Below are 24,521 nucleotides of genomic sequence, written 5' to 3' on the forward strand. Positions count from 1 at the left end.
TTTATAATGGTATATTGGTGAAAATGATTAATACAAATAGATAAAGTTATTCGAAAACAGCCTCTAAAGATGCTGCTGGTTCAAACCAAACACCATCTTCTTTGATAATCCCAATCAATTCATCAACCGCATTATCAGCATGAACCGATTTTTTTACCACGTTTTGCCCACGATATAGCGCAATTTTATCTTTTCCAACCCCTACGTATCCATAATCAGCATCTGCCATTTCGCCAGGACCGTTTACGATACACCCCATGATGCCAATTTTTACACCTTTTAAATGCTCTGTTCGCTTACGAATCAAGGCAGTGGTTTCTTGTAAATCAAACAGCGTTCTACCACACGAAGGACAAGAAATGTATTCGGTCTTGCTCATCCTAGTACGGGCGGCTTGCAAAATACCAAAGGCTGTTGAATTGTAACTTTTTGATTTCGTTAATAGTTCAGCTTTTTCTGATAAATCAGGTAATTTTAATAATATTCCATCACCGAAGCCATCAATCAACAATCCTCCGCAATCAGTAGCTGAAAATAGTTGAAAATCACTTTCTGGAAGGTTTTCATATTTTCTTACTAACACTCCTGGAGTACTTATATTTTGTGCTATCAATTCAAAAAACAAACGGCGTAACGCTGGCATAGCGTGTTCGTTATCTGTTTCTACTACCAAAACAAGGGTTTTGTCAGCTTTGATTTGCCCAATCACTGAGGTATCTAAATTGGATAGATTGATACTTAAAAAGTTTAAAAAATCATGCCTGTATGATTGTGTTTGATATTGTTCTAAAGTAAACAAAGGGAATTTATTTACTTTATCAGTTTGTTTATCCCACGCAGGAGCGTCCAAAATTTCTTTTAGCCCCATTGGCAACATATATTTTGCAGGGTTATTGGCTGTATAAATATAGTCAGCTCCCAAATCGTTCATTGTCCATTTATCTGGCAATGGTAAATAGAAATGTCCGATTGGCTTTAAATCATCATGGGCTGAAACTTCTATCTGAGAGAAATCCGCAATTACTCTAGGTACATTATGTCCACCAAAATTGGCTACTTCGTGGGTATGTCGTCTAAAATATTGAAATGGATTAATAGGAGAATCGAATGAGTGTTGAGTTTGGAGTGTTGAGTTGGGAGTGTAGGCTGAAATTGTTGTTGATTTTTCTTTTCTATGGGTATATCTGTCAATTAAAGCCTTGGCTACTGGTGCTTCAAATTCAGGGTCTTCCGTTAAAGAAACTCTTACAGTATCTCCCAGACCGTCTTCTAATAAAGTACCAATACCTACCGCCGATTTAATTCTTCCATCTTCACCTTCGCCTGCTTCAGTTACGCCTAGGTGCAAAGGATAGGGTTTTAGACCTTCTTCTGCTAGTTTTTTGCACAACAATCTGTAAGCTTCCACCATTACTTGGGTGTTGGATGCCTTCATTGAAAGTACGATATTGAAATAATTTTCATCTTCGCAAATTCTCAAAAACTCCAATGCCGATTCTACCATTCCTAGTGGTGTATCACCATAACGGCTCAAAATTCTATCACTCAATGAACCATGGTTGGTACCAATACGCATGGCAGTGCCATATTCTTTGCAAATATTTACTAATGGTAAAAATTTATCCCTGATTCTATCTAATTCTACTTGATAGCCAATCTCGGTATAATCTATCGTTTCAAAACGTTTTTTATCCGCATAATTTCCCGGATTGATTCTTACTTTTTCTACCAACCTTGCTGCCAATTCAGCGGCATTTGGTGTAAAGTGAATATCAGCAACTAATGGTACGCTATAACCTCTTACTCTCAACTCTTTGCGAATATTATCCAAATTCTGTGCTTCCTTCACTGATGGTGCGGTAATACGCACATATTCACAGCCAGATTCCACCATTCTAATGGTTTGCTCTACTGACCCAAGCGTGTCTAACGTATCAATGGTAGTCATAGACTGTACTCTGATAGGATAATCAGAACCCATAGGCACATCGCCGACGTTTACAGTTATCGTTTTTCTACGAGAATATTCAGTTAATGAATTGGCATAGCGGTTGCCATTTTCAATCAGGCTATTAATAGTTTGAGTAGTTGACATGGATTATTGAATTGTTCTATGCAAAGATACAAGATTCTGTAATTCACTTTTGAGTTTATACAAAAAACCCCGATAAACTTAAAACGTTTATCGGGGCTGAATGGTTATATTAAATTTGAAATAAAACACTTTCAAATTAATCATATTTCAAATTTATCGCTTAAAACTCCCCAAACTCATCTACCAAATATTTTTGTACGATACTAATATCGCCTTTTGAAGTAAGGTCAGGTACGTTTTCTTCTACAGGTACCGTAATTACTTTCTTAGCGTTTTCTTTAGCCATTTTCATGACAGCACTTGGCAATTCCCGTTCATTACGAACTGGATTAAATGGTTCTTTACTTACATATTCCAGAATATCATCATAATAAAAATGGAATACATTCATGTTTACACCAATCTTACCATTTTTGTCTTTGGCAGACTCTATTTGTTCATCATTTGGTTTCTCGATGATTTCAATCAAATAATCTTCCTCATCAGCTTTGATTACCGCAAAAGCCTTTACTCTTTCTGGAGCAACCCCTAAAGCAATACTTTCATAAGAAACAACAGCATTGGGTACAGGACAATCTTTCAACAAAGTAAGTACCTTGACCGAATACAAATTATCAGAATTACATACAGTGAATCTTTCGCCTTTCCATTCAGGGGTTTGTTCTAATGCCTGTTGAATGGCATCGGCTGTACCAGCAGGTTTTTCACGGTCTGGGGCAATTTGTTGTGTGGCGTATTTAAAAGTAATTCCCCATGCTTTGTTGTCGGTTACCAATTGGTCATAATAAGGTTTGGTAACGTTATCTTTTGGGTTTTTTAAAATCAATACTTCTGTATACCCAGCACGATGTGCGTTATAAATTAAATAATCCATAAATGGGCGACCATCTTTTCCTACACCAATCATTCCCTTCGGAAGTGTGTTTGCTTGTTCAATTAATGTAGAATCTAACGTTTCTGTGCCTTCTGCTTTTTTCATTCTTGACGACATTCCGCCCGCCATGATTAGTAATTTTGCCATTTAAAGATTTTTTATTTTGCTAGTTGGGTTAATTTTCTAAGCTTGTACCCTCGTCAATCTGAATGATATAAGCTTTACCTCCTTCATTTTCAATACTTTTAGCTACTGCTTCGGGATTTTCTGGGGCGTACACAAACATACATCCACCACCACCAGAACCGTTTATTTTGCCTCCTAATGCTCCAGAGGCTTTGGCTGCGGCTAACATTCTATCAATTTTAGGAGTTGATATTTTTAATAATGCTTGTAAATTTAATTGATGTTGATTTAATAATTCGCCAAATTTTTCATGGTTTAATGTTTCTGCCTTCAATAATGCGAGGGCTTCAATCAAAATTTCACGATTATCAATATTGGCTTTTATCAAATCTAATTCTTCATTATTCAACAATTTAACGAATGCCTCGACGTCTTCTTGTGTAACGCTAAACAATGAAAAATCTGGATACTCCTTTTTGATTTTTTCTACAGCTTCCAATACACCATACTTTACTCTTTTCAAAATACCGACTGTATCTTTAGGTTCAAGAGAATCTCCGAGTACAAAACTTCCAAATTTTGGTTTGAGCGTTTCTACATAAATCTTAGGCGTCGATTCCAAATAAATTACATTGCCAACGGCAGTTGAATAATGATCCATCATCCCTCCAGCTTCCTTAAATTCCACTACTTCTGCACGGTAAGCTATTTCTGCTATTTCGCTGGCAGATAGTGGTTTAGGTTCATCGGCTATTCTGGATAAAAAATGAATCCAGTTGGCCAATAATGCAGATGAACTTGATGTACCCGAATTAATCGGAATATTGCCTTCAACAGTACATTCTAATCCCTTTTTAAAAGAATATCCTTGTCGCTGTAATATATTCAAAGCTGACCTAAAGTAGTCTCTTTTATGTAAATAAGGTAATTCTGGATAGATATCGAAACTAATTTCTGAATCTATATCGGGTAAATGTAAAATTGCCTTCCCATCGTTCCTATTTTCGCCAGTAATGTGTACTCTTTTAGAAATTGCGGCTGCAATTACTGGCAGTCCTAGATAGTCTTGATGCTCACCAAAAAGACAAATTCTGCCTGGTGTTGATACTTTAATCTTATTACTCATCGATGGTCGGTAATTAATTACTGCAAAAATAGTGTTTTAATTTGAAAGTTTGAAAATTTGAAAATGAATTTTGGTCTATTTGATTTTACAAAAATGTTAATCAATCGTTTATCATAACTATCATTTAGCATTTTTTAAAAAGAAAACATCATTTTCAAATTTTCAAATCACCAAATCTTCAAATTATATTTAATATTCGTCTGTTAGTCCAAAGATACGTTTGTTGGTTTTCCATTTTCCTCTGGTAAAGTCTGGAATTTCAACCGAAGCCGAATTTTTCGCAATTGAAAGTTCTGATAATGGACTAATTGCCGACCACACCGCTGCATCATACACATCAATTGGCGGTGCTACCTTTCTTTTAATAGATTCTATGAAAGCTCTTAATACAAAGTAGTCAATCCCGCCATGTCCTGCGTTTTCAGCATCCTTGGCATGTGTTTTCCAAAGTGGGTGGTCGTATTTATCTTGATATTCCTTGAAAGGATCCCAACGGTCATGATTCTTCGCCAAGCTTTCTAAGTAAATAGATTTGTTATCTTCTGTCCAGATTCCTTCCGTACCTTGTACTCTAAAACCTAACGAATAAGGACGAGGTAAATTGGTATCATGTGTAATCAAAATAGTTTCTCCGTTGGCACATTTAATCACAGTCGTTACTACATCACCCAATTTGAATTTTACTTTAGCATTCGGATGGTCGGCACCGCCTTTCTTCACAATATAATCATGCAAACCTCTTGATTTGGTAGCAGTTGATGTCAGTGAAAGGAATCTGTTACCACGATTAATATCTATCATTTCAGCTACAGGTCCTAAACCATGCGTAGGATATACATCACCATTTCTATCTATCGAATGTTGTGTACGCCATTTAGCTTCAGAAAAACCCTTTTCTCCAAATTCCACCCCACCGCCATAAGGTTGTTTACCATCATTAAACTTTACACCACGTAAATCGTGCTGATAACCACATTGTAAATGTACTAATTCACCAAAAAGATTTTGGCGAACCATATTCAACACAGCCATCACATCTCGGCGATAGCATACATTTTCAAGAATCATACAATGCGAACCTGTTTTTTCGTAGGTATTTACCAAATCCCAAGATTCTTGTAAAGTAACCGTTGCAGATACTTCCACACCTGCATATTTGCCTGCTTTCATTGTAGCAACAGACATCGGTACGTGCCATTCCCAAGGAGTAGCGATGATGATTCCGTCTAAATCATCTCGTTTTACCATGTTCTCAAAATCATGGTCGTTTTTTTGATATACAGCAGGCTCTTTTCGACCTTTATCTTTCAACATTTTCAAAGAAATAGCAATTGCATTAGGGTCGATATCGCAGATGGCGTTAATTTCTACGTCATCACGATACATTGCCATCTCTAAATGATTCCTTCCCCTTAGTCCCACACCGATAAAACCAAGGCGAACCTTTTTTTCTTCTTGTTTAGCACCAAATACAAAATTGGGAATAGTCAGTGCGGCGGTACTTGCCAGAGCTGTTGATTGGATAAACTTGCGTCTTTGCATTTTTTTTATTTGAAGATAATGTTTTAGTAAGCATTGCAGAGTTCCTTTTAAATTTTTGAACTCAAAATCAAAAAAAGATGTTTTTAACCTAAGAAATAATTTTGAGAAAAATAATCATAATTTGTGGCTTCAAAAGAAAGTTTGACAAATAATTTATTGAAAGCCTTGAAATCAGTAATTGATTGCTGATAATTTTAAGATATTTGTTCTAAGAAAAAACTTTCTAAATAAACATGATGAATATTTGTTTAATCTTTTTTGTGATTAATTAAACAAATTTAAACCTTCTCATGTTATTCATTACGAATACCATTACGCTGATTTAGTTTAAGAGTGTTGCTGACAACCTTTCAGACGGCTTTTAAACTTTGAGACTAAATTCCGCATGATTGTCTCCAACTTACCATAATTAGTCGAAAAGCATGACTAATTAAAAGTTGAATTTAAAAAAAATCAAAGATAATATGATGCCAAAAAGAGTGTCGGTGTTTAGAAAAGAGCATTTTAATGCCGCACATCGACTGAATAATCCGAATTGGTCGGATGAGAAAAATGAACGTGTTTATGGAAAATGTAATAATTTCAATTATCACGGGCATAATTATGATTTAATCGTACAGGTAACTGGTGAAATAGACATTGAAACTGGTTATGTGATGGATATGAAAGTCTTGAGCGAACTTATCAAAGTTGAAATTTTAGATAGATTTGACCATAAAAATTTGAATTTAGATACTGAAGAATTCAAAGACATCAATCCTTCTGCGGAAAACATTGCTATCGTCATTTATGACAAACTAAAACCCAAAATCAACTCAAACTTTGACCTTAAAATTAGATTATATGAAACCGAACGAAACTTTGTTGAATACCCTGTTAGTTGATAACAATAATAAAATTAGGTTTACGGATGAAGAAATCGGGGATGAGCACATCATGACATCGGTAGATACTCCTATGCGTGATGATGCTTTTGATATGACTGACGATGAAAAGATGGCTCAGATAGAATACCACTTCAAGCAAATTATGGAGACTTTGGGATTAGATTTGACAGACGATTCATTAAAAGGTACGCCTAAAAGAGTAGCAAAAATGTATGTAAAGGAGATTTTTAGTGGTCTCGACCCTAAGAATATGCCTTCTGTGGCTCTTTTTGAAAATAAATATCAATACAATGAGATGTTAGTTGAAAAAAACATTTCATTCTATTCAAATTGCGAACATCACTTTGTACCTATTTTTGGTAAAGCCCACGTGGCTTATATCGCCAATGGACAAGTGATAGGTTTGTCTAAATTAAACCGTATTGTTCAGCATTTTGCCAAACGCCCACAAGTACAAGAACGTTTGACAATGCAAATTGCCAAAGAATTACAGAAACTTTTAGGCACAGAAGACGTAGCCATCATGATTGATGCCAAACACCTGTGTGTAGCATCAAGAGGAGTGAAGGATGATACATCAACTACTATTACAAGTTTTTATGGAGGTAAATTTGCAGAAGAAGCTACTAAAGCTGAGTTTTTGAAATATATTGCTGTGTAAAATTTTAGATAGGTTTCAATTACAAAAAAATCCGTTCAGGTTCTGGGCGGATTTTTGTGGTTTTGTGGCATAATCAGTAAAACAAATACCTTTTAAGCAAAATTATTTATTTAATGAGATTATTAAAGGCTCACAACTTGATATTGAGTTATATTTTGTAGTTTTGGATGCTGTATAATCGCTAAATTTATTAATTAAACACCTTATATTCTATGGATAAAACTTTTACCAACACATGCTATTATAAGCTTCTGGTATCATCTTCCAAGACTCATTTTGCTCACTGAAATATGATAGATTTTATAATATTAATATATCTAAATTCTTTTATTAAACTTTAATCTACTCTTTAAATGAAAAAAGTAATACTTCTACTAACGTTTATTTTACATTTTACCTCATCAATATCTTCACAATCTTACAGCATAGAAAAAACCTTTGGAGGTTTTGGTGAGATTGGAGAACAACTTAAAAATACTGTCAACACTTATTGTGTGTCAAATCAATCAATCTATTTTATTGATCCATATACAAGGAAATTAGTTATTGAAGTAGATGAACAAGGGATAATTAAAAATAAATATAAATTTCCTGTTTTATCAAAAGCTTTAAATAATGAGACATTTAATGAAATAGGCGAAATAACAATTGATAAAGAGGACCGAATTATTGTCTATTGTGAGAGTAATAAGCAAATTTTTTGCTTTGCAAAAGATGGCTCTATGGTTTATAATATTAGAAATCTGACATCCTATTTAGATAGTGAAATATGGTCAATGAGTTTTGCCACTGATTCTAAAAATAACCTCTATATTGGGACAAGAGATAAGATTACATTATTAGATAGAAATGGAAAAATTATAAAAACTATCGGGAAAAAAGGTACAAATAATGGAGAGTTTACTGGAAATATTTTTCAGATGTTTGTAGATAAAGATGATAATCTTTTTGTTGTAAATAATAATACAATGCAACAATTTGATGTTCAAGGTAATTTTATTAATAAATTCGATTGTATATATAAGGGTAAATTAGCCATAGATGAGAATGGTAAATTTTATGGAGCATCTGATTATTATACTATAAAAGTATTTGATAAAACAGGTAAGATATTGTCGAGTATAGAATTTGGAAGTTCAACTGTTTCTGTTCTGAATGTTGTTGCTGTCTTTTCTAATAAATTGATAGCCCATTCTCTTTCTGGATATAATACTTTTACTTTAGATGGGAAGAAAATTGCTGGCTTTATAAAATCTAGTGACTCAGATGGTTCATTATATTATATTGAGGACTTTAATTTTGACGAAAATGACAAATTATGGATATATGATTGGAATAAAATTCAACAATTTGGTTTGAGTAGTGAGTTTTTGCAAAGAATAAACTTTAATAAAACCAACTATTATTCGGCACCCATTATTAGTATCAAATCAACTAGTGAATTAATACACTATAATTCTCAAGACAGGACACTATATAGTGCTAACTATAAAAATAATACAAAAAAACAGATTATAGGGTTTAATAATACGGATAATCTAAACTATCTAAACATTGACTCAACTAGAAAAGAAATAATTGCGTTATGGAATACAAATTCTTCCAAAGATTATGTAAGTATTTATGATTTGGAAGGAAATTATAAACGTAATCTAGTAGAAAATAAAATTCTTGAGAGCATGGTTAGGGATAAACAAGGATATTATTACTTAATAACTAGCCAATCAAATAATAAATTTAATTTATTAATACTAGATGAAAATGGTAAAGAAGTGAATTTTTACAATTTAGCAATTGGAGAATTTGGCACTTCTGTTATTGGTATGACAATCGATGAATATGGCGTAATTCATGTAGGAATAAGAGATGTTTATGGTGGAAAAGGTTTTACAATGTATGCTTATAATAAGCAAGGGGTTATGCTTGCTTCTAAACTTAATATTGCTGATAATTCAGGTAATTTTACTGGAAACCAATCTTATCTGTTGAAATATTATAAAGGTTACTTGTATTTTGCTGATATTATTTCAAATCAAATTTTTAAAATTAAGTATACGCCTAATGGAAAAGAGCTGAAAGAAAATATTATTCTAAATCCAGATATTACTAAAACAATCGGTGAAACAGATTTCTTGTTAACTCCGACTGCTTCTTCTACTGCTCCATTTGTTTATACCCTTATCAGTGGAGACGCAATCAATTTATCTACAGATGGTAAAATTAAAATTTTAAAAAAAGGAGTAGCTAAAGTCAAAATTAGCCAGCTTGCTACGACAGAATATGCAGCGGCAGAAAGGATAGTAACAATTACTGTAAATTTATTAATGCCTGTATTCACTAATATAGAAGCAATTAATAAAAAAGTAGGTGATGCTGATTTTACTTTAAATCCGATTTCTACTTCAGATGGGCAAATTACATATAGTGTCACTTCAGGAGATGCGGTAACAGTTACTTCAAGTGGAATTGTTAAAGTAATAAAAGCTGGGAAAGCCAATATTACAATTTCACAAGCATCGAATAGTAAATTTGAAGCAAGTTCAATGATATTAGCAATTACGGTTTCTAAAGTTGCTCAGACTATCAATTTTACACAACTTCCATCAGAAATTTATCAAAATATTCGGGAGTTATCATTAAATGCTACTGCTACAAGTAATTTACCAGTTAGTTTTAAAGTTACCTCTGGTTCGGCTACTATTCTTGGAAATAATCTGAAATTGACAGGTAGTACAGGCAAAATAATAATAGAATCAAATCAAGCAGGTAATGATAAATATGAGCCCGCTCCTGCAATTAACCAAACTATTGAAGTTCTTTTGTTATTGGCTACTGATGAAGAATTACAGTCTAAAGTAAGCTTGTATCCCAATCCAGGACATGACTATTTAAATATTAAATCTGATAAAATCTTTTTAAACTACGAAATTATAAATATACATGGAGTAGAGATTGTTCCAACCAGTTTGTTGAAAGAGAATAAAATCAATCTTCAATTTTTGCCCAAAGGAGTTTATTTTATCCGTTTAATTGAAAAGAGTGGAATCTCTTCTGTGTTGAAATTTGTTATGGACTAATAAATTGTAAGGTAAGTATTCATAGATTGATTCCCGCATCAGCCTATATCTATTCGTTTTACGTAATGTTGCTTTTCAATAGCAACATTTCAAAATAAAGCCTTGACAAATTGCTCTGTCAAGGCTTTTATTTTTATTATTTACTTCAACGTCTCATCATAAAACTCATCTGCCTCTTTTTTCAGTTTAATCAATGATGCTTTGTGAATGTACATCATGTGTCCCGATTCAAAGTAGGTGAATTTTATATTCTTACGTTGTTCTGGTCGCAAACCCATGTGTGATACCACGTATTCTGCTGCAAAATAGGGCGTGGCTAAATCATAATAAGCCGAAGGTATCCATACTTTCAAATAAGGATTTTTAGCCATTGCTTGTCGCAACGTTTCGGCTACGTTCAAATATTTGTTTTGTACATTATTATAATTCCAAGGTTGTACTCTGCCTGTCAGCATCAAATAGGGCAAATCGTTTTCATATTTTAAATCCTGACGTAAATAGTTGTTTACTGTAGTAGAATAGGGCCCTGAAATGGTGGCATCCAAACTTGGGTCAAATTCATATCTTTCTCCAGCATTATCATAATCAATCCCAGTAAAACGTCCATCCAAGCGTCCAGCAGTTTTTCCTTCATCACGTAGTAATTCTTTGGTAAAACGACTGATTTCTATGCGAAGATTAGCATTGTTGATAAAAGCCTCTGAAACACCCGTCAACTTACTGAGTTTTTGAACAATTTGTTTTTTTTCATCTTCTGGTAATAAATCACCTTTCATCAATGCTGTAGCATATTCGTTTAAAGCGAAATGTTCGGCTTCACGCAAGGCTTTCTGTAAATCCCCTTGATATTCCTTCGCAATTTTTTTGTGATACCAAGCCATGGCTGTGTAAGTAGGTACATATAGAATATTCGGCAATTCATTTCCCTTGTCGAATAGAATGGTTTGGAAATTTAATACCGAAGAAATTAAAGAAATACCATTGATATACATATTGAATTTGTCTTGCAAATAACCCGAAAGTCCAGCAGAACGAGTAGTACCATAACTTTCGCCAGCCAAGAACTTCGGAGAAGACCAACGACCATATTTTACTGTGTACAATCTGATGAATTCTCCGACAGACTCAATGTCTTCCACATAACCCAAAAATTGTTTAGAGTCTTCGCCATTTACTGCTCTACTATAACCAGTATTGATAGGATCTATAAATACCAAATCAGTTTTATCAAGCCAAGAATATTCGTTGTTAACATATTTATAAGGTGGAGCTAAGGCATCGCCTTTATCCGACATCAAAATTCTTTTAGGACCAATAGCACCCATGTGAAGCCAAACTGATGCAGACCCAGGACCACCATTAAAAGTATAAGTCATTGGGCGTTTGGTAATGTCTGTTACACCGTCTTTGGTATAGGCAATAAAGAAAATGTTGCCTTTTGGTTTACCAGCTTCGTCTTTCAAAGTCATATAACCCGTAGTAGCCGTGTATGAAATAGGCTGACCATTGATAATAGTTTGGTGTTTGGTAACGACTGGAGCAGGAACTGATGAAGAGGAAGGAACTATGGCATTGGCTTGTTGAATACTTTTCAAATCTGTCTTTTCTTGGGCAAAAGAACAGAATGATAGTAGTACTAATAATAGTAAAAAGTGTTTTTTCATTTGGGAGTTAGTTAAATGATGAATGAATTGTAATTTTGTGTTTACTGAAATCTCTCAGCTTAGGCTTATTGCTTAAAGCTATTAGAAATACTTATCAACTAAAAATACAAAATCTTGATTACACATAGAGAACTATTCTTAAAAAATGTTGCCCAAACGTCTGATTTTCCGTTAGCCTTAGAAATTGAGCAAGCTGAAGGAGTGTATATGTATGGAAAAAATGGACAACAATACATGGACTTAATTTCAGGTATTGGGGTGTCAAATGTTGGACATCGTCATCCTAAAGTGGTTGAAGCCATTAAAAACCAAGTAGATAAATACTTGCATTTAATGGTATATGGCGAATATGTGCAAACCCCACAAGTAGAATTGGCGGAGGCGTTGGTAAAAACATTGACGCCTACTGAAAGTAATGTAAAACCTTTAGATAATGTTTATTTTACTAATTCTGGGACGGAGGCAGTAGAAGGGGCAATGAAATTGGCAAAGCGTTTTACGAGGCGACAAGAAATCATTTCGTGCTTTAATGCCTATCATGGTGCTACCCAAGGAGCATTGTCGCTATCAGGAAGTGAGAATTTCAAGAGAAATTTTCGCCCACTTTTGCCAAGTATCAGAAATATCCAACATGGAGTAATAGCAGATATTGCTTTAATTACTGAAAAAACTGCTGCCGTAATTATTGAAATTGTCGGTGGAGAAGCAGGGGTAAGGATTCCAGAAAAAGAATATTTTTTAGCCTTAAAAAAACGCTGTGAGGAAACTAAAACGCTGTTGATTTTAGATGAAATACAAACGGGCTTTGGTAGAACAGGTACTTTTTGGGCATTTCAACAATTTGGTATTTATCCAGATATACTGCTTTGTGCCAAAGGAATGGGAGGAGGGATGCCGATAGGGGCATTTATTGCCAATCATGAAGTGATGGGTGTATTTAAAAACAATCCTATTCTGGGGCATATTACTACTTTTGGTGGGCATCCAGTAAGTTGTGCTTCGTCATTAGCTACACTAAACGTGATTCTTGATGAAAACCTCTTGGCATTAGTGCAGGCTAAAGCTACTTTATTCAAATCGCTATTGGTGCATGAAAAAATCAAAGAAGTAAGAAATCAAGGTTTGATGATGGCGGTTGAGTTTGAAGATTTTGATACGTTGAAGTCTATTATCGACCGAGCCATCGAAAAAGGAATAGTAACTGATTGGTTTTTGTTTTGTGATAATTCAATGAGAATCGCACCGCCTTTAATTATTACCGAAGAAGAAATTAGGAAAGCTTGTGCGGTAATTTTAGACAGCATTTAGAAGTCTATGAGTTTAAAGCTTATGAGTTTATAGTTTAGGGTTTATGAGTATATGTATGATAGATTTATAAGTTTATGAATAAAAACAAAAAGAGGTCAAATTGATTTAGCAATTTGACCTCTTTTTTAATAAGTAATTTAATGTAATTTAGACACTCATAAACTTTAAACTTATAAACGCTAAACTCACTTTAAATACTCATAAGCTTTAGACTCATAAACCCTGAGCTCAAAACTAAGCGTGTTTCAACAAAGTTTGTGATAACACAGCTTTTGGAATATTTCCACCTACTAATCTTTCTTTCAATTCTCCATTTTTGAAAATCAATAATGTAGGAATAGAACGAATTCCTAAAGTTGAAGGAACAGTTGAATTTGCATCAACATCCATTTTAGCTACAATAGCTTGTCCTTCTACATCACCAGCCAATTCTTCAACGATTGGTCCAATCATTTTACAAGGTCCACACCATTCTGCCCAAAAATCTACTAATACTGGTTTATCTGAATTGATTAATTCTTGAAAATTATCATCGGTTGCTACTACGTATTTTCCCATTTTATTTTTTAATTAAGTTAATTTCTTTTCTCAAAGTTAAAACAAAATGTTTTAACATCTTAGTTCCTATGTTTTGGTAAAACAAAAAGGTTTTAAGCTTTCCTGTTGATATTCAAATGATTAATGCTATTATTTTTAATAATTTTCATAATATTTTTTTATTTTTCTAGTAATTTGGTCGTAAATAGGCTTGGTAAATTCAGTAAATAATTGCTGTGGAGGAGGTGGCAAGAGTTCTTTGTTTCTAGTAAGGCTAAGTTGTTGTTTTGTTAAAGCTCTTTCGTCGCCATTAAAATTTGCCCATTCATTTACCCAAACGAATTCTCCTGCTATTTTATCTTGATAAACTTTTTGTTTAGTTTTAAAATCAATCACCTGAAAATCTAATATTCCTTTTGACGTAATCGCTTTTCTAGATTGTGTCAATTTAGCTGTTACTTTATTATAAACAGCTATTTTTTTTCCATTTACGGTCGTTTCTCCCACTTTCACACTGTCTTTGCTTGTTACAGTATTAGTGTTAGTCTCTACGTATGTTTGTCCTACAATAAAGTCATCAAATTGTAAATGAATGATTTGGTCGGGCTTTAATTTATTTAGTTCTGCCTCCTCAGGTGCATGAAAACGTACAAATTGATTTAATTTGGGATTAGTACGCAAAAATTCGTTAATTTTTCCCTGAAAATACTCATTACTTAAAGCATAAGTTGGAGAATTAACGCTTACTTGTTCTACTACAACATCAATGCTCGCTAATTCATACGATTCATCCAATTTGGCTTTAATATTAGGATAAGTAGGTACTAATTCTTGAACTACCGAAAAATTATTGAAAGCATCTTTAGCTGCATTACGATTGTTATTGGCTTGGCTTAGTGCAGATTGTGCCTCAGCGAATCGTTCATCTGCTGCTAAAATTTTAGCAGTTTGTAATGCATCATAAAACCTTTTGGGTGTGCCTGCTACTTTTAAACAAGCTTGACAAGCTACTAAATCATCAGCTAAATGGTGAATCTGTTGATACTCAGCCACCACACGTTCCCAACGAAAATTTTCTTGTGAGTGTTTCCAATCTTCAATTTTGGTTAAATGAAAATTGAGTGCAGCAGGAAAAGCTTGTTTTAATACTTGTTGAGCTTTTGTATTGGTTGGACTTTTTTGTAATCTATTAATAGCCGTTTCTACGGCTTCATCATAATTGCCTTGTTCAAGGGCTTTTTTCCCAGAACTACAGTTCCAAGTGCAATAGGCTAGTAAAGTAAAAATGAATAATTTTTTAAGCATGAGGTTTATAATTGTGAGTTAGTGAATTGTGAATGAGTGATTTTAGTTAGAAAATATTAAAGAAGATTCTTTTCAGTATCACTAACTCACAATTCACTCATTCACAACTTAATTAAGTTTATACGTCACTCCCTGAATTAATTGTAATTCATTGAGGAATTCATTACTTGGTGAAATTTTATTTTTTCTTGAAAGCATCGTTACTTCTACCTTATCTTCTGGGTCATAGACCGTGACGGATAAATTACAAGTCCCTTGATTCTTAGCTACCAACTTATTTAACTGTTCAATAAAGATAGAATTTACTAATTGCAAGCCAATGCTTATCTTTAACTCTTTAGAAAATTGATTCCTAATTTCAGATAATAATCGAATAGAAACAGGTTTAAACTCCCATTCATCTTGGCGACCCCAACGGTTTTTAATTTGTCCCTTTATATACAAGAACCTATTAGGAGCAATGTATTTGGAAAGATTTACAAAATCTTCACCAAACAAAGCAAATTCATAGCTTCCGTTATAATCTTCCAAGGTAAAAAGCATAAATGGATTTCCATTCTTTGAGTACCTTTCGACAACTTTAGTAACAATTCCCCCTACAGAAACTTCTTTTCCTTTGAAAATAGGTTCCATTACTCTGTCAAGCGTACAGCTACAAAAGCTTTCTAGCTCTAAGCGATATTCATCTAATGGGTGACCCGAAATATAAATTCCGACCACTTCCTTCTCAAATTTCAGCTTTTCCATTTGTCCCCATTTTTCAATCAAAGGGATTTTAGGCGTTGCGAGGTCTCCACCACCACCGTCGCCAAGCATTCCAAATAGCGAACCTTGGGCAGAAGCAGCTACTTCAACAGCCTTGTTGGCATAACGGATAATTTTTTCTATAAAATTACTGCCTTCTACCTCAGCAAAGTAAATAGCTCTATGAATATCCTCAAAGCAATCAAAACCTCCTCCATAAGCCAGACTTTCCAACGTCTTTTTGTTAACCGTTCTAAGATTTACTCTTTTTACAAAATCAAAAATATCTTTGTAAGCACCATTTTTATCCCTTTCTTCAATGATACTCTCTACTGCTGCATCGCCAGTCCCTTTAATAGCACCTAAACCAAAACGAATTTCACCTTTTTTGTTCACTGCAAAAGAACGATACGATTCATTGATGTCTGGTCCTAATACAGGCAAGCCCATACGTCTACATTCTTCCATAAAGAAGGTAATCTTTTCGATGTTGCCTAGCGAATTAGACATCACCGCCGCCATATACTCTGATGGATAATGGGCTTTTAAATAACCTGTTTGATAGGCCACAAAAGCATAACAAGTAGAGTGAGATTTGTTAAAAGCATATTGTGCAAATGCTTCCCAGTCTGTCCAGATTTTATTGAGTTTATCTTCAGGATGTCCTTTTTCTTTGGCTCCATCTACAAACTTGCTTTTCATTTTATCAAGTGTGTAGCGATCTTTTTTACCCATCGCCTTTCTCAGAACGTCGGCATCACCTTTCGAGAAGCCTGCTATTTTCTGAGACAGCAACATCACCTGTTCTTGATAAACGGTAATACCATAAGTATCCGCCAAATATTCCTCCATATCGGGTAAATCATAAGCGATTTCCTCTCGACCATGTTTACGGGCAATGAAGTTAGGAATATAGGCAATAGGACCAGGGCGATACAAGGCATTCATGGCAATTAAATCCGAAAACTGATCGGGCTTTAAATCCAACAAGTGTTTTTGCATCCCTCCAGATTCAAACTGGAAAGTAGCATTGGTTTCACCTCTTTGATACAATTCATACGTCTTGACGTCATCAAGAGGAATATTATCCAAATCAATATCTATCCCGTGGTTTTGTTTAATCAATCGTAAAGCTTCTTTTAAAATAGACAAGGTTTTTAAACCCAAAAAGTCCATTTTAATTACACCCGCATCTTCAATTATTTTTCCTTCAAACTGCGTAATTAATAAGTTTACCTCTTTAGAAGAATAAACAGGTAGGATTTCGGTTAAATCCTTTGGAGCGATAATAATACCAGCTGCGTGAATACCCGTACCACGCACTGAACCCTCTAAAACAAGCGCTTCTTCTAATACTTTAGAACGCAATGACCCTTCACGCCTGATTTCACGAAGTTTTTTAACATTCTCAATATCTTCTGCTTGGAATTGTTCTTTTTCGGCTAATGACTTTTCACCAATCAACGGAGCATTCATTACTCTGTTAAGGTTTGTTCCGGGCTTATCGGGTACTAATTTGGCTAATTCATTGGATTCATTCAACGGTAAATCCATCACACGAGCCACATCTTTGATAGACATTTTAGCCGCCATCGTACCATAGGTAACGATATGGGCTACTTGTTGTTTACCGTATTTTTCAACCACGTAATCAATTACTTTTTGGCGACCTTCATCGTCAAAGTCCGTATCAATATCGGGCATTGATTTACGGTCAGGATTCAAGAAACGCTCAAAAAGTAGGTTGTACTTAATCGGGTCAATATTGGTAATGCCGATACAATAAGCCACTACCGAACCAGCCGCCGAACCACGACCAGGCCCAACAAAAACACCAAGTTCTCGACCAGCCCTGATAAAATCAGATACAATCAAGAAGTACCCCGCAAAGCCCATTGTACGAATGGTATGTAATTCAAAGCTCAGTCTGTCTTTTACTTCAATACTTTCCCAAGCTTCACCATATCGTTTTCTGGCACCTTCCCAAGTAAGGTGTTCTAAGTAATCATCCTGATTGACAAAACCCTGAGGAATTTCGTAATTAGGCAACATGATATCTTGTTTCAGACGCAGCGTATCTATTTTACCAACAATTTCATTGGTATTATCAATCGCCTCTGGAATATGCGACCATAGTTTGGTCATTTCCTGTGTATTCTTGAAATAAAATTCGTCATTATAAAATGCAAAACGCTTTCCTTTTACCGATTCGCCATCATCAACATCTTTGTAAGTAGGCGTAGCCTGTTTTTCTCCAGTGTTGATACATAACAAAATATCGTGAGCGTTGGCATCTTTTTGATCTAAGTAATGAGAATCGTTTGACGCTATTACCTTGACATTATATTTCTTAGCAAATTTCAGTAATACCTCATTACATTTTAATTGGTCAGGTATTTGGTGATTTTGTACTTCTACGTAATAGTCTTCTCCAAAAATATCCAACCACCATTTAAATTCTTTTTCAGCCTCCTCTTCGCTACCTCTTAAAATTGCCTGAGGCACTGATGCCCCAATACAACAAGTTGTAGCAATTAAACCTTTGTGATATTGCAGAATAAGCGATTTATCAATACGAGGGTATTTACCATAAAGCCCTTCAATAAAACCTAAAGAACACAACTTTACTAAGTTGGCATAGCCCTCGGCATTCTTGGCCAACATCAATTGGTGATAACGTTTGTCTTTTTGTTCTTTAGAAAATTGTTTTTTAAAACGGTCTTCCACTACATAGAACTCACAGCCTACAATAGGTTTTACACCTTCGTGTTTACTGGCTTCAGCCACAAACTGAAAAGCACCAAACATATTACCGTGGTCTGTGATGGCAACAGCAGGCATATTATCAGCTTTTGCTTTGGCAAAAAGTCCAGAAATTTTAGAAGCTCCATCTAAGAGAGAGTATTGCGTATGACAGTGTAAATGAGAGAATTGCATCAAATTGGTTTTTTACTTGTACAAAATAAACAAAAAAGCGACAATTTTAGTGTCGCTTTTTGGATAAAATGATTTTTTATTTTTTTGTAATTTTTAAATGCTTCTGAGCTTCAGGATGATACCAAATCCAATAATCTTCAAAACAAGAATATAGTTGTGTTTTAGTAAGTACATCATTAAGAGGGTCAATCACATCACTTTTCGATTTGAAAAAAGCAAGTCTTTTTTCTTTAGCATCAAAGATAAACACATAGACTGTATTTACATAAGCCAATTCTTTAACCCACATGCCAAATCCAGTAGCAGCCGCAAGACCTGTAGCTACCACTGCACCTACTGTATTCTTTAATCGTCTTGTAGAATCTCCTTTAGGAGTTCGTGTAGTACCAAAACTGACCACAGATAATGCGTATCTTGAATTGTTTTTCTCTATTATTTTTAAGACGTCATCAGAAACAATAATATTATCAAATACAACTCTATTTTTTTTATTATTAGCAATTTCAGAAAGACCGCTACTACCATTTATTTTGCTTAGTTTACTAAATGTAGTTACATAAGTTAATAACTCTCTATCTAAAATATGCACTTCTTCTTCGCTAAGTTGTAACTGTTCGTGGCTAATTCCTGCTAAATTTAAAAGATCCTCTGTTTTTTCCGTAGTTTTTACAGTTAAATCGTACATTAACTGTTTTGTCTTTAGGGTAATTTCAGGATTTTCATTTTCTTTTATATCAATAAACTTTAGAATATTAACAGGAGGTATAATTCCTATTTGTTTAATCTCTTCTGGTTTTACAGTAGATGTAAAAGGTTTATACATACTGCAACTATTTAAAAGAAAAAGGGCTAGACTAGCCAACAAAACTTTTTTCATAAATTAAAAATACTCTTTAATATTTAAGGGATTAGAACTATTTTTGAGCAGGCAATTTAGGAGCAACATAATCACCACCTTCTTTTAATTGCTGAATACCCATGATTTGTTTCATTGTTTTGTCCATTCCTTCTGTAGAACCATCCAAGAAGATAACGTTACCTTGACCTTGTTCCGCAAAATGTTTAACAGCCTCTGTCCACATTGAGAAAAGTATTAGCGAAGCATCCAGATTAGCCTCATTCATTACTTTAGCTGATTCAGCCATACCTCTCGCTACTTCTTCACGGAAGAGTGCCACACCTTGTCCACGTAACTGTGCCGCAATTTTTTCTGCCTCTGCCGATATTCTAATGGCATTACCTTCTGCCTCAGCAGCTTTTGTTTTAGTAATTAATAACGCCTGACCTTCGTTTTCAGCAGCAGCCTTTAGGTTATTCGATGCTACAACCTGTGCCATCGAACGCATGATAGCTTCGTCAAAAGCAATATCATTCAACTGTAAATCTATCAAATGATAACCCCATTGTTCTAGGGTTTCGTCTAATTCATTCTTGACGTTCAATACAATCTCACCACGTAATAACAATACCTCCGCTTGTTTTTTAGTAGCTACAAAAGCACGGATAGTTCCTTCTACTGTACGAATAAGGGCTTGCATAAACGAGCGCTCATCCATGTATTTAAATGCTACATTTTTAATAGTTTGTTCTTCCTGATTCAACACTGCATACACTAGCATGGCTTTGAAATTCACATTTGCTTGATCAGAAGTAATGGCCTGAAATTCTAATTCCATTGAGCGGTTTTGAATTGAGATTCTCTTGAAAATAAATTCGATAAACGGAATTTTAAAGTTTAAGCCGGGCGTCATCACTCTATGGTATTTACCAAAAACTGTTATTACCGCAACCGTACCTTGGTTGACAATAACAATTGAAAGAAAAACCACAACGAAAGCAAAAACCACTAAAATAATTAAAGCACTCATAGTTTTGGGGTTTAAGTATATATGTTATTAAATTAAAAATATAGAAACAGCACCAAAGTACGGAAAACTTTGATGCTGTCGCATATAATTGTAAGAGAATGTATATTTATCGTATAAAAGGTAATTTTATATCATTTTAATAGCGCTCATTCCGCCATCTACATTTAATATTTGTCCTGTAATCCAGCTTGCTTCCTCAGAAACTAAAAAAGCACTAATGTTTGCGATGTCTTTTGCATGACCAAATCTGCCAATGGGATGGCGTTTGTTAGAGGCTTCTACCTTTTCCTCGCTCGATAATAAGTTTTTCGCCAAAGGAGTAGCCGTTAGCGAGGGAGCTATACAATTTACTCGAATTTTATTACTAGCAAATTCTGCTGCCAAAGAACGAGTAAGCCCCTCTATGGCACCCTTAGCACTTGCTACAGAAGCATGGAAACCCATACCAATTTTTACAGCAACGGTACTATATAAAATGATTGAGGCACTACTGCTTTTTTTAAGCTTAGGTAATACCGCTTGAATAACCGAAACGGCACCTAGTACATTTACTTGGAAATCGTTCTTGAAATCATCTTGTGATAAGCGTTGAAAGGGTTTTAAATTTATTGTACCCGGACAATAAATTAAGCCATCTAATACGTCAGGAAGTTCATTAAACACCGTATTGTCTGGATTCAATGCATCCCAAGTAACATGTTTAATTCCTGCTATTGAAGGTGTAGTCCGAGAAGCCGAGAAAACTGTAAATCCTTTATTGATTAAAACATGAGCAGTCGCTTCTCCAATTCCTGAGCTTGCTCCGATAATTAATATATTTTTTGACATTCAATTTGATATTTATTGATAAGTAATTATTCGTAGAACTTAAGTATAGCAAGAATGTTTTTTTTAATATTAAAAATATAGTAAATAAGGTATTTGAGATATAAGTTTAACAAATTGAATAATCATTCAATTTGTTAAACTTATTGATTATTAGGTTGTTGAAAAATATTTCGTCAGATACTTAAATAAATGTAGCGTCAAAGATTATCAGCGAACTAAGGAGGGGATTGATGATAATCTTTGACTGTTGATTGAGCTAAACTAATGCAAATTCATCCACTTTCATGCTTCCAGTTTCTATTAACCTAGCCTGCCATTCAAGTGCTTCGTTGAGTAGGTGAGGAGTATGTCCGCCTTCCTGACAAGCTCTTTGATAATAGTCTAAAAGCAACGGTCTGTAGTCTGGATGAGAACAGTTGTTAATAATTTTAATCGCTCTTTCACGAGGTGCTAATCCTCTTAAATCCGCTAAACCATAATCGGTCACAATAATATCTACGTCATGTTCGGTATGGTCTACATGCGACACCATCGGAACGATGTGTGAAATATTATTTCCTTTAGAGGCCGCTTGCGTAACAAAAATGCACAGGTAAGCATTTCTGGCAAAGTCGCCTGAACCACCTATTCCATTCATCATTTTTGTACCATAAACGTGGGTTGAATTCACGTTTCCATAAATATCACATTCTATGGCAGTATTGATGGCAATAATGCCTAGCCTACGGATTACCTCAGCAGCATTACTTATATTCTGTGGACGCAATAGTATCTTATCCTTGTACTTATCAAAATTCATGAATATCTTTTCATAACATGCTGATGAAACAGTGATTGACGATGCCGAAGCAAACGTTAGCTTACCAGCATCTATCAAATCGAAAGTACTATCTTGCAATACCTCTGAATACATCGTAAGGTCGTGAAATTCACTATCAACAAAACCTTCAAAGATGGCATTCGCTACTTTGCCTATGCCTGCTTGTAATGGCAAAAGTGAATTAGTGAGCCTACCAGCCTTTATTTCGTCTCTTAGAAAGTCTAACAAATAACTAGCAATGGCGATTGTCTTTTGATCAGGTTCTGCAATAGTAGCAGGGCTATCGGCGATATTGGTGAAAACAATACCAATTACTTTCGAAATATCTAGGGGAATGCTATTTTGCCCGATTATTGTATTGGCTTGGGTAATTGGGATAATTTTACGATTAGGATATTCCCCAGGATAAAACACATCGTGAATTCCTTCTATGCTTGTCGGAATCGATAGGTTTATTTCAAGGATAATTGCTTTTGCTTTTTCTATAAAAGTGGCAGAGTTGCCAATAGATGTTGTAGGAATAACACTACCATCAGCTTTTATCATAGCCACTTCTATTACGGCTATATCTATTTCAGGTAAATGTTTATTATTAATCAATTCGGCAGTTTCGCCTAGGTGTTGGTCTATAAATAAAACCTCGCCACTATTAATATATTTTCTAAGGATGCTATCAGTCTGAAATGGCATTCTTTTAGCAAGGATATTGTTTTCAGCCAATTGTCCATCTACATCATGCCCTAATGAAGCACCCGTAATCAAAGTTATTTTTAATTCATCAGTATGTTTTCTTGCTGCTAATGCTTTTAAGACTGCCTTGCTGTCACCAGCACGGGTAAAACCACTTGAGCCAACGGTCATGCCATTTTTAAAAAACTGGGCAGCTTCTTGGGCTGTTATTACTTTATCACGTAAACTAGTAGGTTGAATTCTTTCTTGATTCATATCATTGAGTAGCTTTTATAAAGCACGAAATTCGGAGGAAATCATTTTTTACACTATGACGATTAATTTTTTAAATCATGACTATTATTAGTTTATGTTAAAAATGTGTGCCATTTACGGTGAACTAATACCAATAAATTAATGAAGCTGTTTAAACTTTCAGTTTCTTAGGTGAAAGTATTGTATTTTTGAATTGATTTTTTCAAAATTTGGGAAGCATAGCATCGCTACGTTGAGTAAATTTTGGAACAAGCTATTCTAAAAGACTTAGTTTAACCCGAAAGGGAAAGTTTAAACAGCTTCAATAGTTTGATGCATCAAATAAGCCAATTGAAAGATACATTTGCATAATAAATGAACCTCTATGACTGAAGAACAACAACACATTACCACTACCTACATAACATTACTAAACCAACAACAATTTGTTGAGGAGGAACTAGATTATGCTATTCTCGAAAAACATAAACCTCTGTTGCATACTTTGGCTCGTTTGGGGAATAGTGGTGTAAGTGTCTTTGACTCTTTTAGAAAAGAACACGTATTTTATTCTCCTAATTTTAGTAGTCTGCTGGGCTATGATTTAGCACAGATTGAAGTAAAAGACTATATCTTTCTGGATACCAAAATTCATCCTAAAGATTTAATGGAGCTTACCAGAAACGGAATCTCACTCTTGAAGCTATTTTTTGCTTTTTCAAAAGAACAGAAAACCGACTATAAGTTGATTAATGAGTATAGAATATTAAATGCGGAGGATAAATACATCAGGGTAGTAGAACAACATCAGATATTGGAATTAGATGCTTATGGCAATATGTGGTTGTCGCTCAGTATTATCGATGTATCGCCCAATCAGGAAATAAATGAGGGCTTAAAAAGCCAATTGTTGAATTTTAGAACAGGAAAAATAATTCCTTTTCTGAAAGATGACCACAAAGGAGTTGTGGAAGAACCAAGTGTGGCTTTATCACAACGAGAAATTCAAATTCTTCATTTGGTCAAAGATGGTTTTTTAAGTAAAGAGATTTCAGATAAATTAGCCATCAGTGTACATACTGTAAACACCCACCGACAACGTGTTTTAGGAAAACTAGGTGCTAATAATTCACTGGAAGCCATTGTTTTTGCTTCAAAGCTTGGCTTGATATAATGAGTTGAGTACTGAAAAATCAGT

General features: G+C 34.5%; 17 protein-coding genes. 5 read left to right on the forward strand and 12 right to left on the reverse strand.

Features of this window, described 5'->3' with window-relative positions; translation table 11 throughout:
* Positions 1–46: 46 nt before the first annotated feature.
* From ispG to VB264_RS05665, 4 genes are all read right to left on the reverse strand, one after another.
* Positions 47–2,095 (reverse strand): (E)-4-hydroxy-3-methylbut-2-enyl-diphosphate synthase, encoded by a 2,049-nt coding sequence (gene ispG / locus VB264_RS05650; RefSeq protein ID WP_323247528.1) that lies wholly within the window; start codon positions 2,093–2,095, stop codon positions 47–49.
* 160 nt (positions 2,096–2,255) lie between these two features.
* Positions 2,256–3,116 (reverse strand): sugar phosphate nucleotidyltransferase, encoded by an 861-nt coding sequence (locus VB264_RS05655; protein WP_323247530.1) that lies wholly within the window; start codon positions 3,114–3,116, stop codon positions 2,256–2,258.
* A 28-nt stretch (positions 3,117–3,144) separates the two neighbouring features.
* Complete coding sequence (locus VB264_RS05660) at positions 3,145–4,221, reverse strand: GHMP family kinase ATP-binding protein (RefSeq protein ID WP_323247532.1); 1,077 nt, start codon at positions 4,219–4,221, stop codon at positions 3,145–3,147.
* A 189-nt stretch (positions 4,222–4,410) separates the two neighbouring features.
* Entirely contained in the window at positions 4,411–5,763 is a 1,353-nt protein-coding gene (locus VB264_RS05665; RefSeq protein ID WP_323247534.1) for a Gfo/Idh/MocA family protein, read from the reverse strand.
* 464 nt (positions 5,764–6,227) lie between these two features.
* On the opposite strand from VB264_RS05665, the gene VB264_RS05670 reads away from it, so the two are divergent.
* The 3 genes from VB264_RS05670 (at position 6,228) to VB264_RS05680 (ending at position 10,388) form a co-directional block, all read left to right on the forward strand.
* A complete protein-coding gene (locus VB264_RS05670; protein WP_323247535.1) occupies positions 6,228–6,647 on the forward strand; it encodes a 6-pyruvoyl trahydropterin synthase family protein in 420 nt (139 codons plus the stop codon).
* Positions 6,607–7,311 carry a GTP cyclohydrolase I FolE gene (folE, locus tag VB264_RS05675; RefSeq protein WP_309916634.1) on the forward strand — a complete coding sequence of 235 codons (705 nt, stop codon included), beginning with the start codon at positions 6,607–6,609 and terminating at the stop codon, positions 7,309–7,311. Before VB264_RS05670 ends, folE begins: the two co-directional genes overlap by 41 nt.
* Before the next feature lie 353 nt (positions 7,312–7,664).
* Entirely contained in the window at positions 7,665–10,388 is a 2,724-nt protein-coding gene (locus VB264_RS05680) for a T9SS type A sorting domain-containing protein (protein ID WP_323247537.1), read from the forward strand.
* A gap of 140 nt (positions 10,389–10,528) precedes the next feature.
* Here VB264_RS05680 and VB264_RS05685 read toward each other — a convergent pair whose 3' ends face one another.
* A complete protein-coding gene (locus tag VB264_RS05685) occupies positions 10,529–12,052 on the reverse strand; it encodes a S10 family peptidase (RefSeq protein ID WP_323247539.1) in 1,524 nt (507 codons plus the stop codon).
* 117 nt (positions 12,053–12,169) lie between these two features.
* Here VB264_RS05685 and VB264_RS05690 point away from each other — a divergent pair, with 117 nt between their 5' ends.
* Positions 12,170–13,360, forward strand: a complete 1,191-nt coding sequence (locus tag VB264_RS05690) for an aspartate aminotransferase family protein (RefSeq protein ID WP_323247657.1) — start codon at positions 12,170–12,172, stop codon at positions 13,358–13,360.
* A 234-nt stretch (positions 13,361–13,594) separates the two neighbouring features.
* On the opposite strand, the gene trxA is transcribed toward VB264_RS05690, so the two are convergent.
* From trxA to VB264_RS05725, 7 genes are all read right to left on the reverse strand, one after another.
* Positions 13,595–13,918: a thioredoxin gene (trxA, locus tag VB264_RS05695; RefSeq protein WP_309916624.1), complete on the reverse strand. Its 324-nt coding sequence runs from the start codon at positions 13,916–13,918 to the stop codon at positions 13,595–13,597.
* 135 nt (positions 13,919–14,053) lie between these two features.
* Positions 14,054–15,202 carry a hypothetical protein gene (locus VB264_RS05700; protein ID WP_323247540.1) on the reverse strand — a complete coding sequence of 383 codons (1,149 nt, stop codon included), beginning with the start codon at positions 15,200–15,202 and terminating at the stop codon, positions 14,054–14,056.
* Positions 15,203–15,310: 108 nt separating this feature from the next.
* Positions 15,311–18,883, reverse strand: a complete 3,573-nt coding sequence (dnaE, locus tag VB264_RS05705; RefSeq protein ID WP_323247542.1) for a DNA polymerase III subunit alpha — start codon at positions 18,881–18,883, stop codon at positions 15,311–15,313.
* 76 nt (positions 18,884–18,959) lie between these two features.
* The gene (locus VB264_RS05710) at positions 18,960–19,760 is read right to left on the reverse strand and encodes a hypothetical protein (protein ID WP_323247543.1); all 801 of its coding nucleotides are present in this window, start codon (positions 19,758–19,760) and stop codon (positions 18,960–18,962) included.
* Between the two features lie 37 nt (positions 19,761–19,797).
* Positions 19,798–20,751: an SPFH domain-containing protein gene (locus VB264_RS05715; protein WP_323247544.1), complete on the reverse strand. Its 954-nt coding sequence runs from the start codon at positions 20,749–20,751 to the stop codon at positions 19,798–19,800.
* Positions 20,752–20,877: 126 nt separating this feature from the next.
* On the reverse strand, positions 20,878–21,579 hold the full coding sequence (locus tag VB264_RS05720; protein WP_323247546.1) for an SDR family NAD(P)-dependent oxidoreductase: 702 nt from the start codon (positions 21,577–21,579) through the stop codon (positions 20,878–20,880).
* 256 nt (positions 21,580–21,835) lie between these two features.
* Positions 21,836–23,344, reverse strand: a complete 1,509-nt coding sequence (locus VB264_RS05725) for a succinate CoA transferase (RefSeq protein ID WP_323247548.1) — start codon at positions 23,342–23,344, stop codon at positions 21,836–21,838.
* 364 nt (positions 23,345–23,708) lie between these two features.
* Here VB264_RS05725 and VB264_RS05730 point away from each other — a divergent pair, with 364 nt between their 5' ends.
* Positions 23,709–24,497: a LuxR C-terminal-related transcriptional regulator gene (locus VB264_RS05730; RefSeq protein ID WP_323247550.1), complete on the forward strand. Its 789-nt coding sequence runs from the start codon at positions 23,709–23,711 to the stop codon at positions 24,495–24,497.
* Positions 24,498–24,521: the final 24 nt, after the last annotated feature.

The organism is Arcicella aquatica, assembly GCF_034928825.1.
Lineage (GTDB): Bacteria > Bacteroidota > Bacteroidia > Cytophagales > Spirosomataceae > Arcicella > Arcicella aquatica.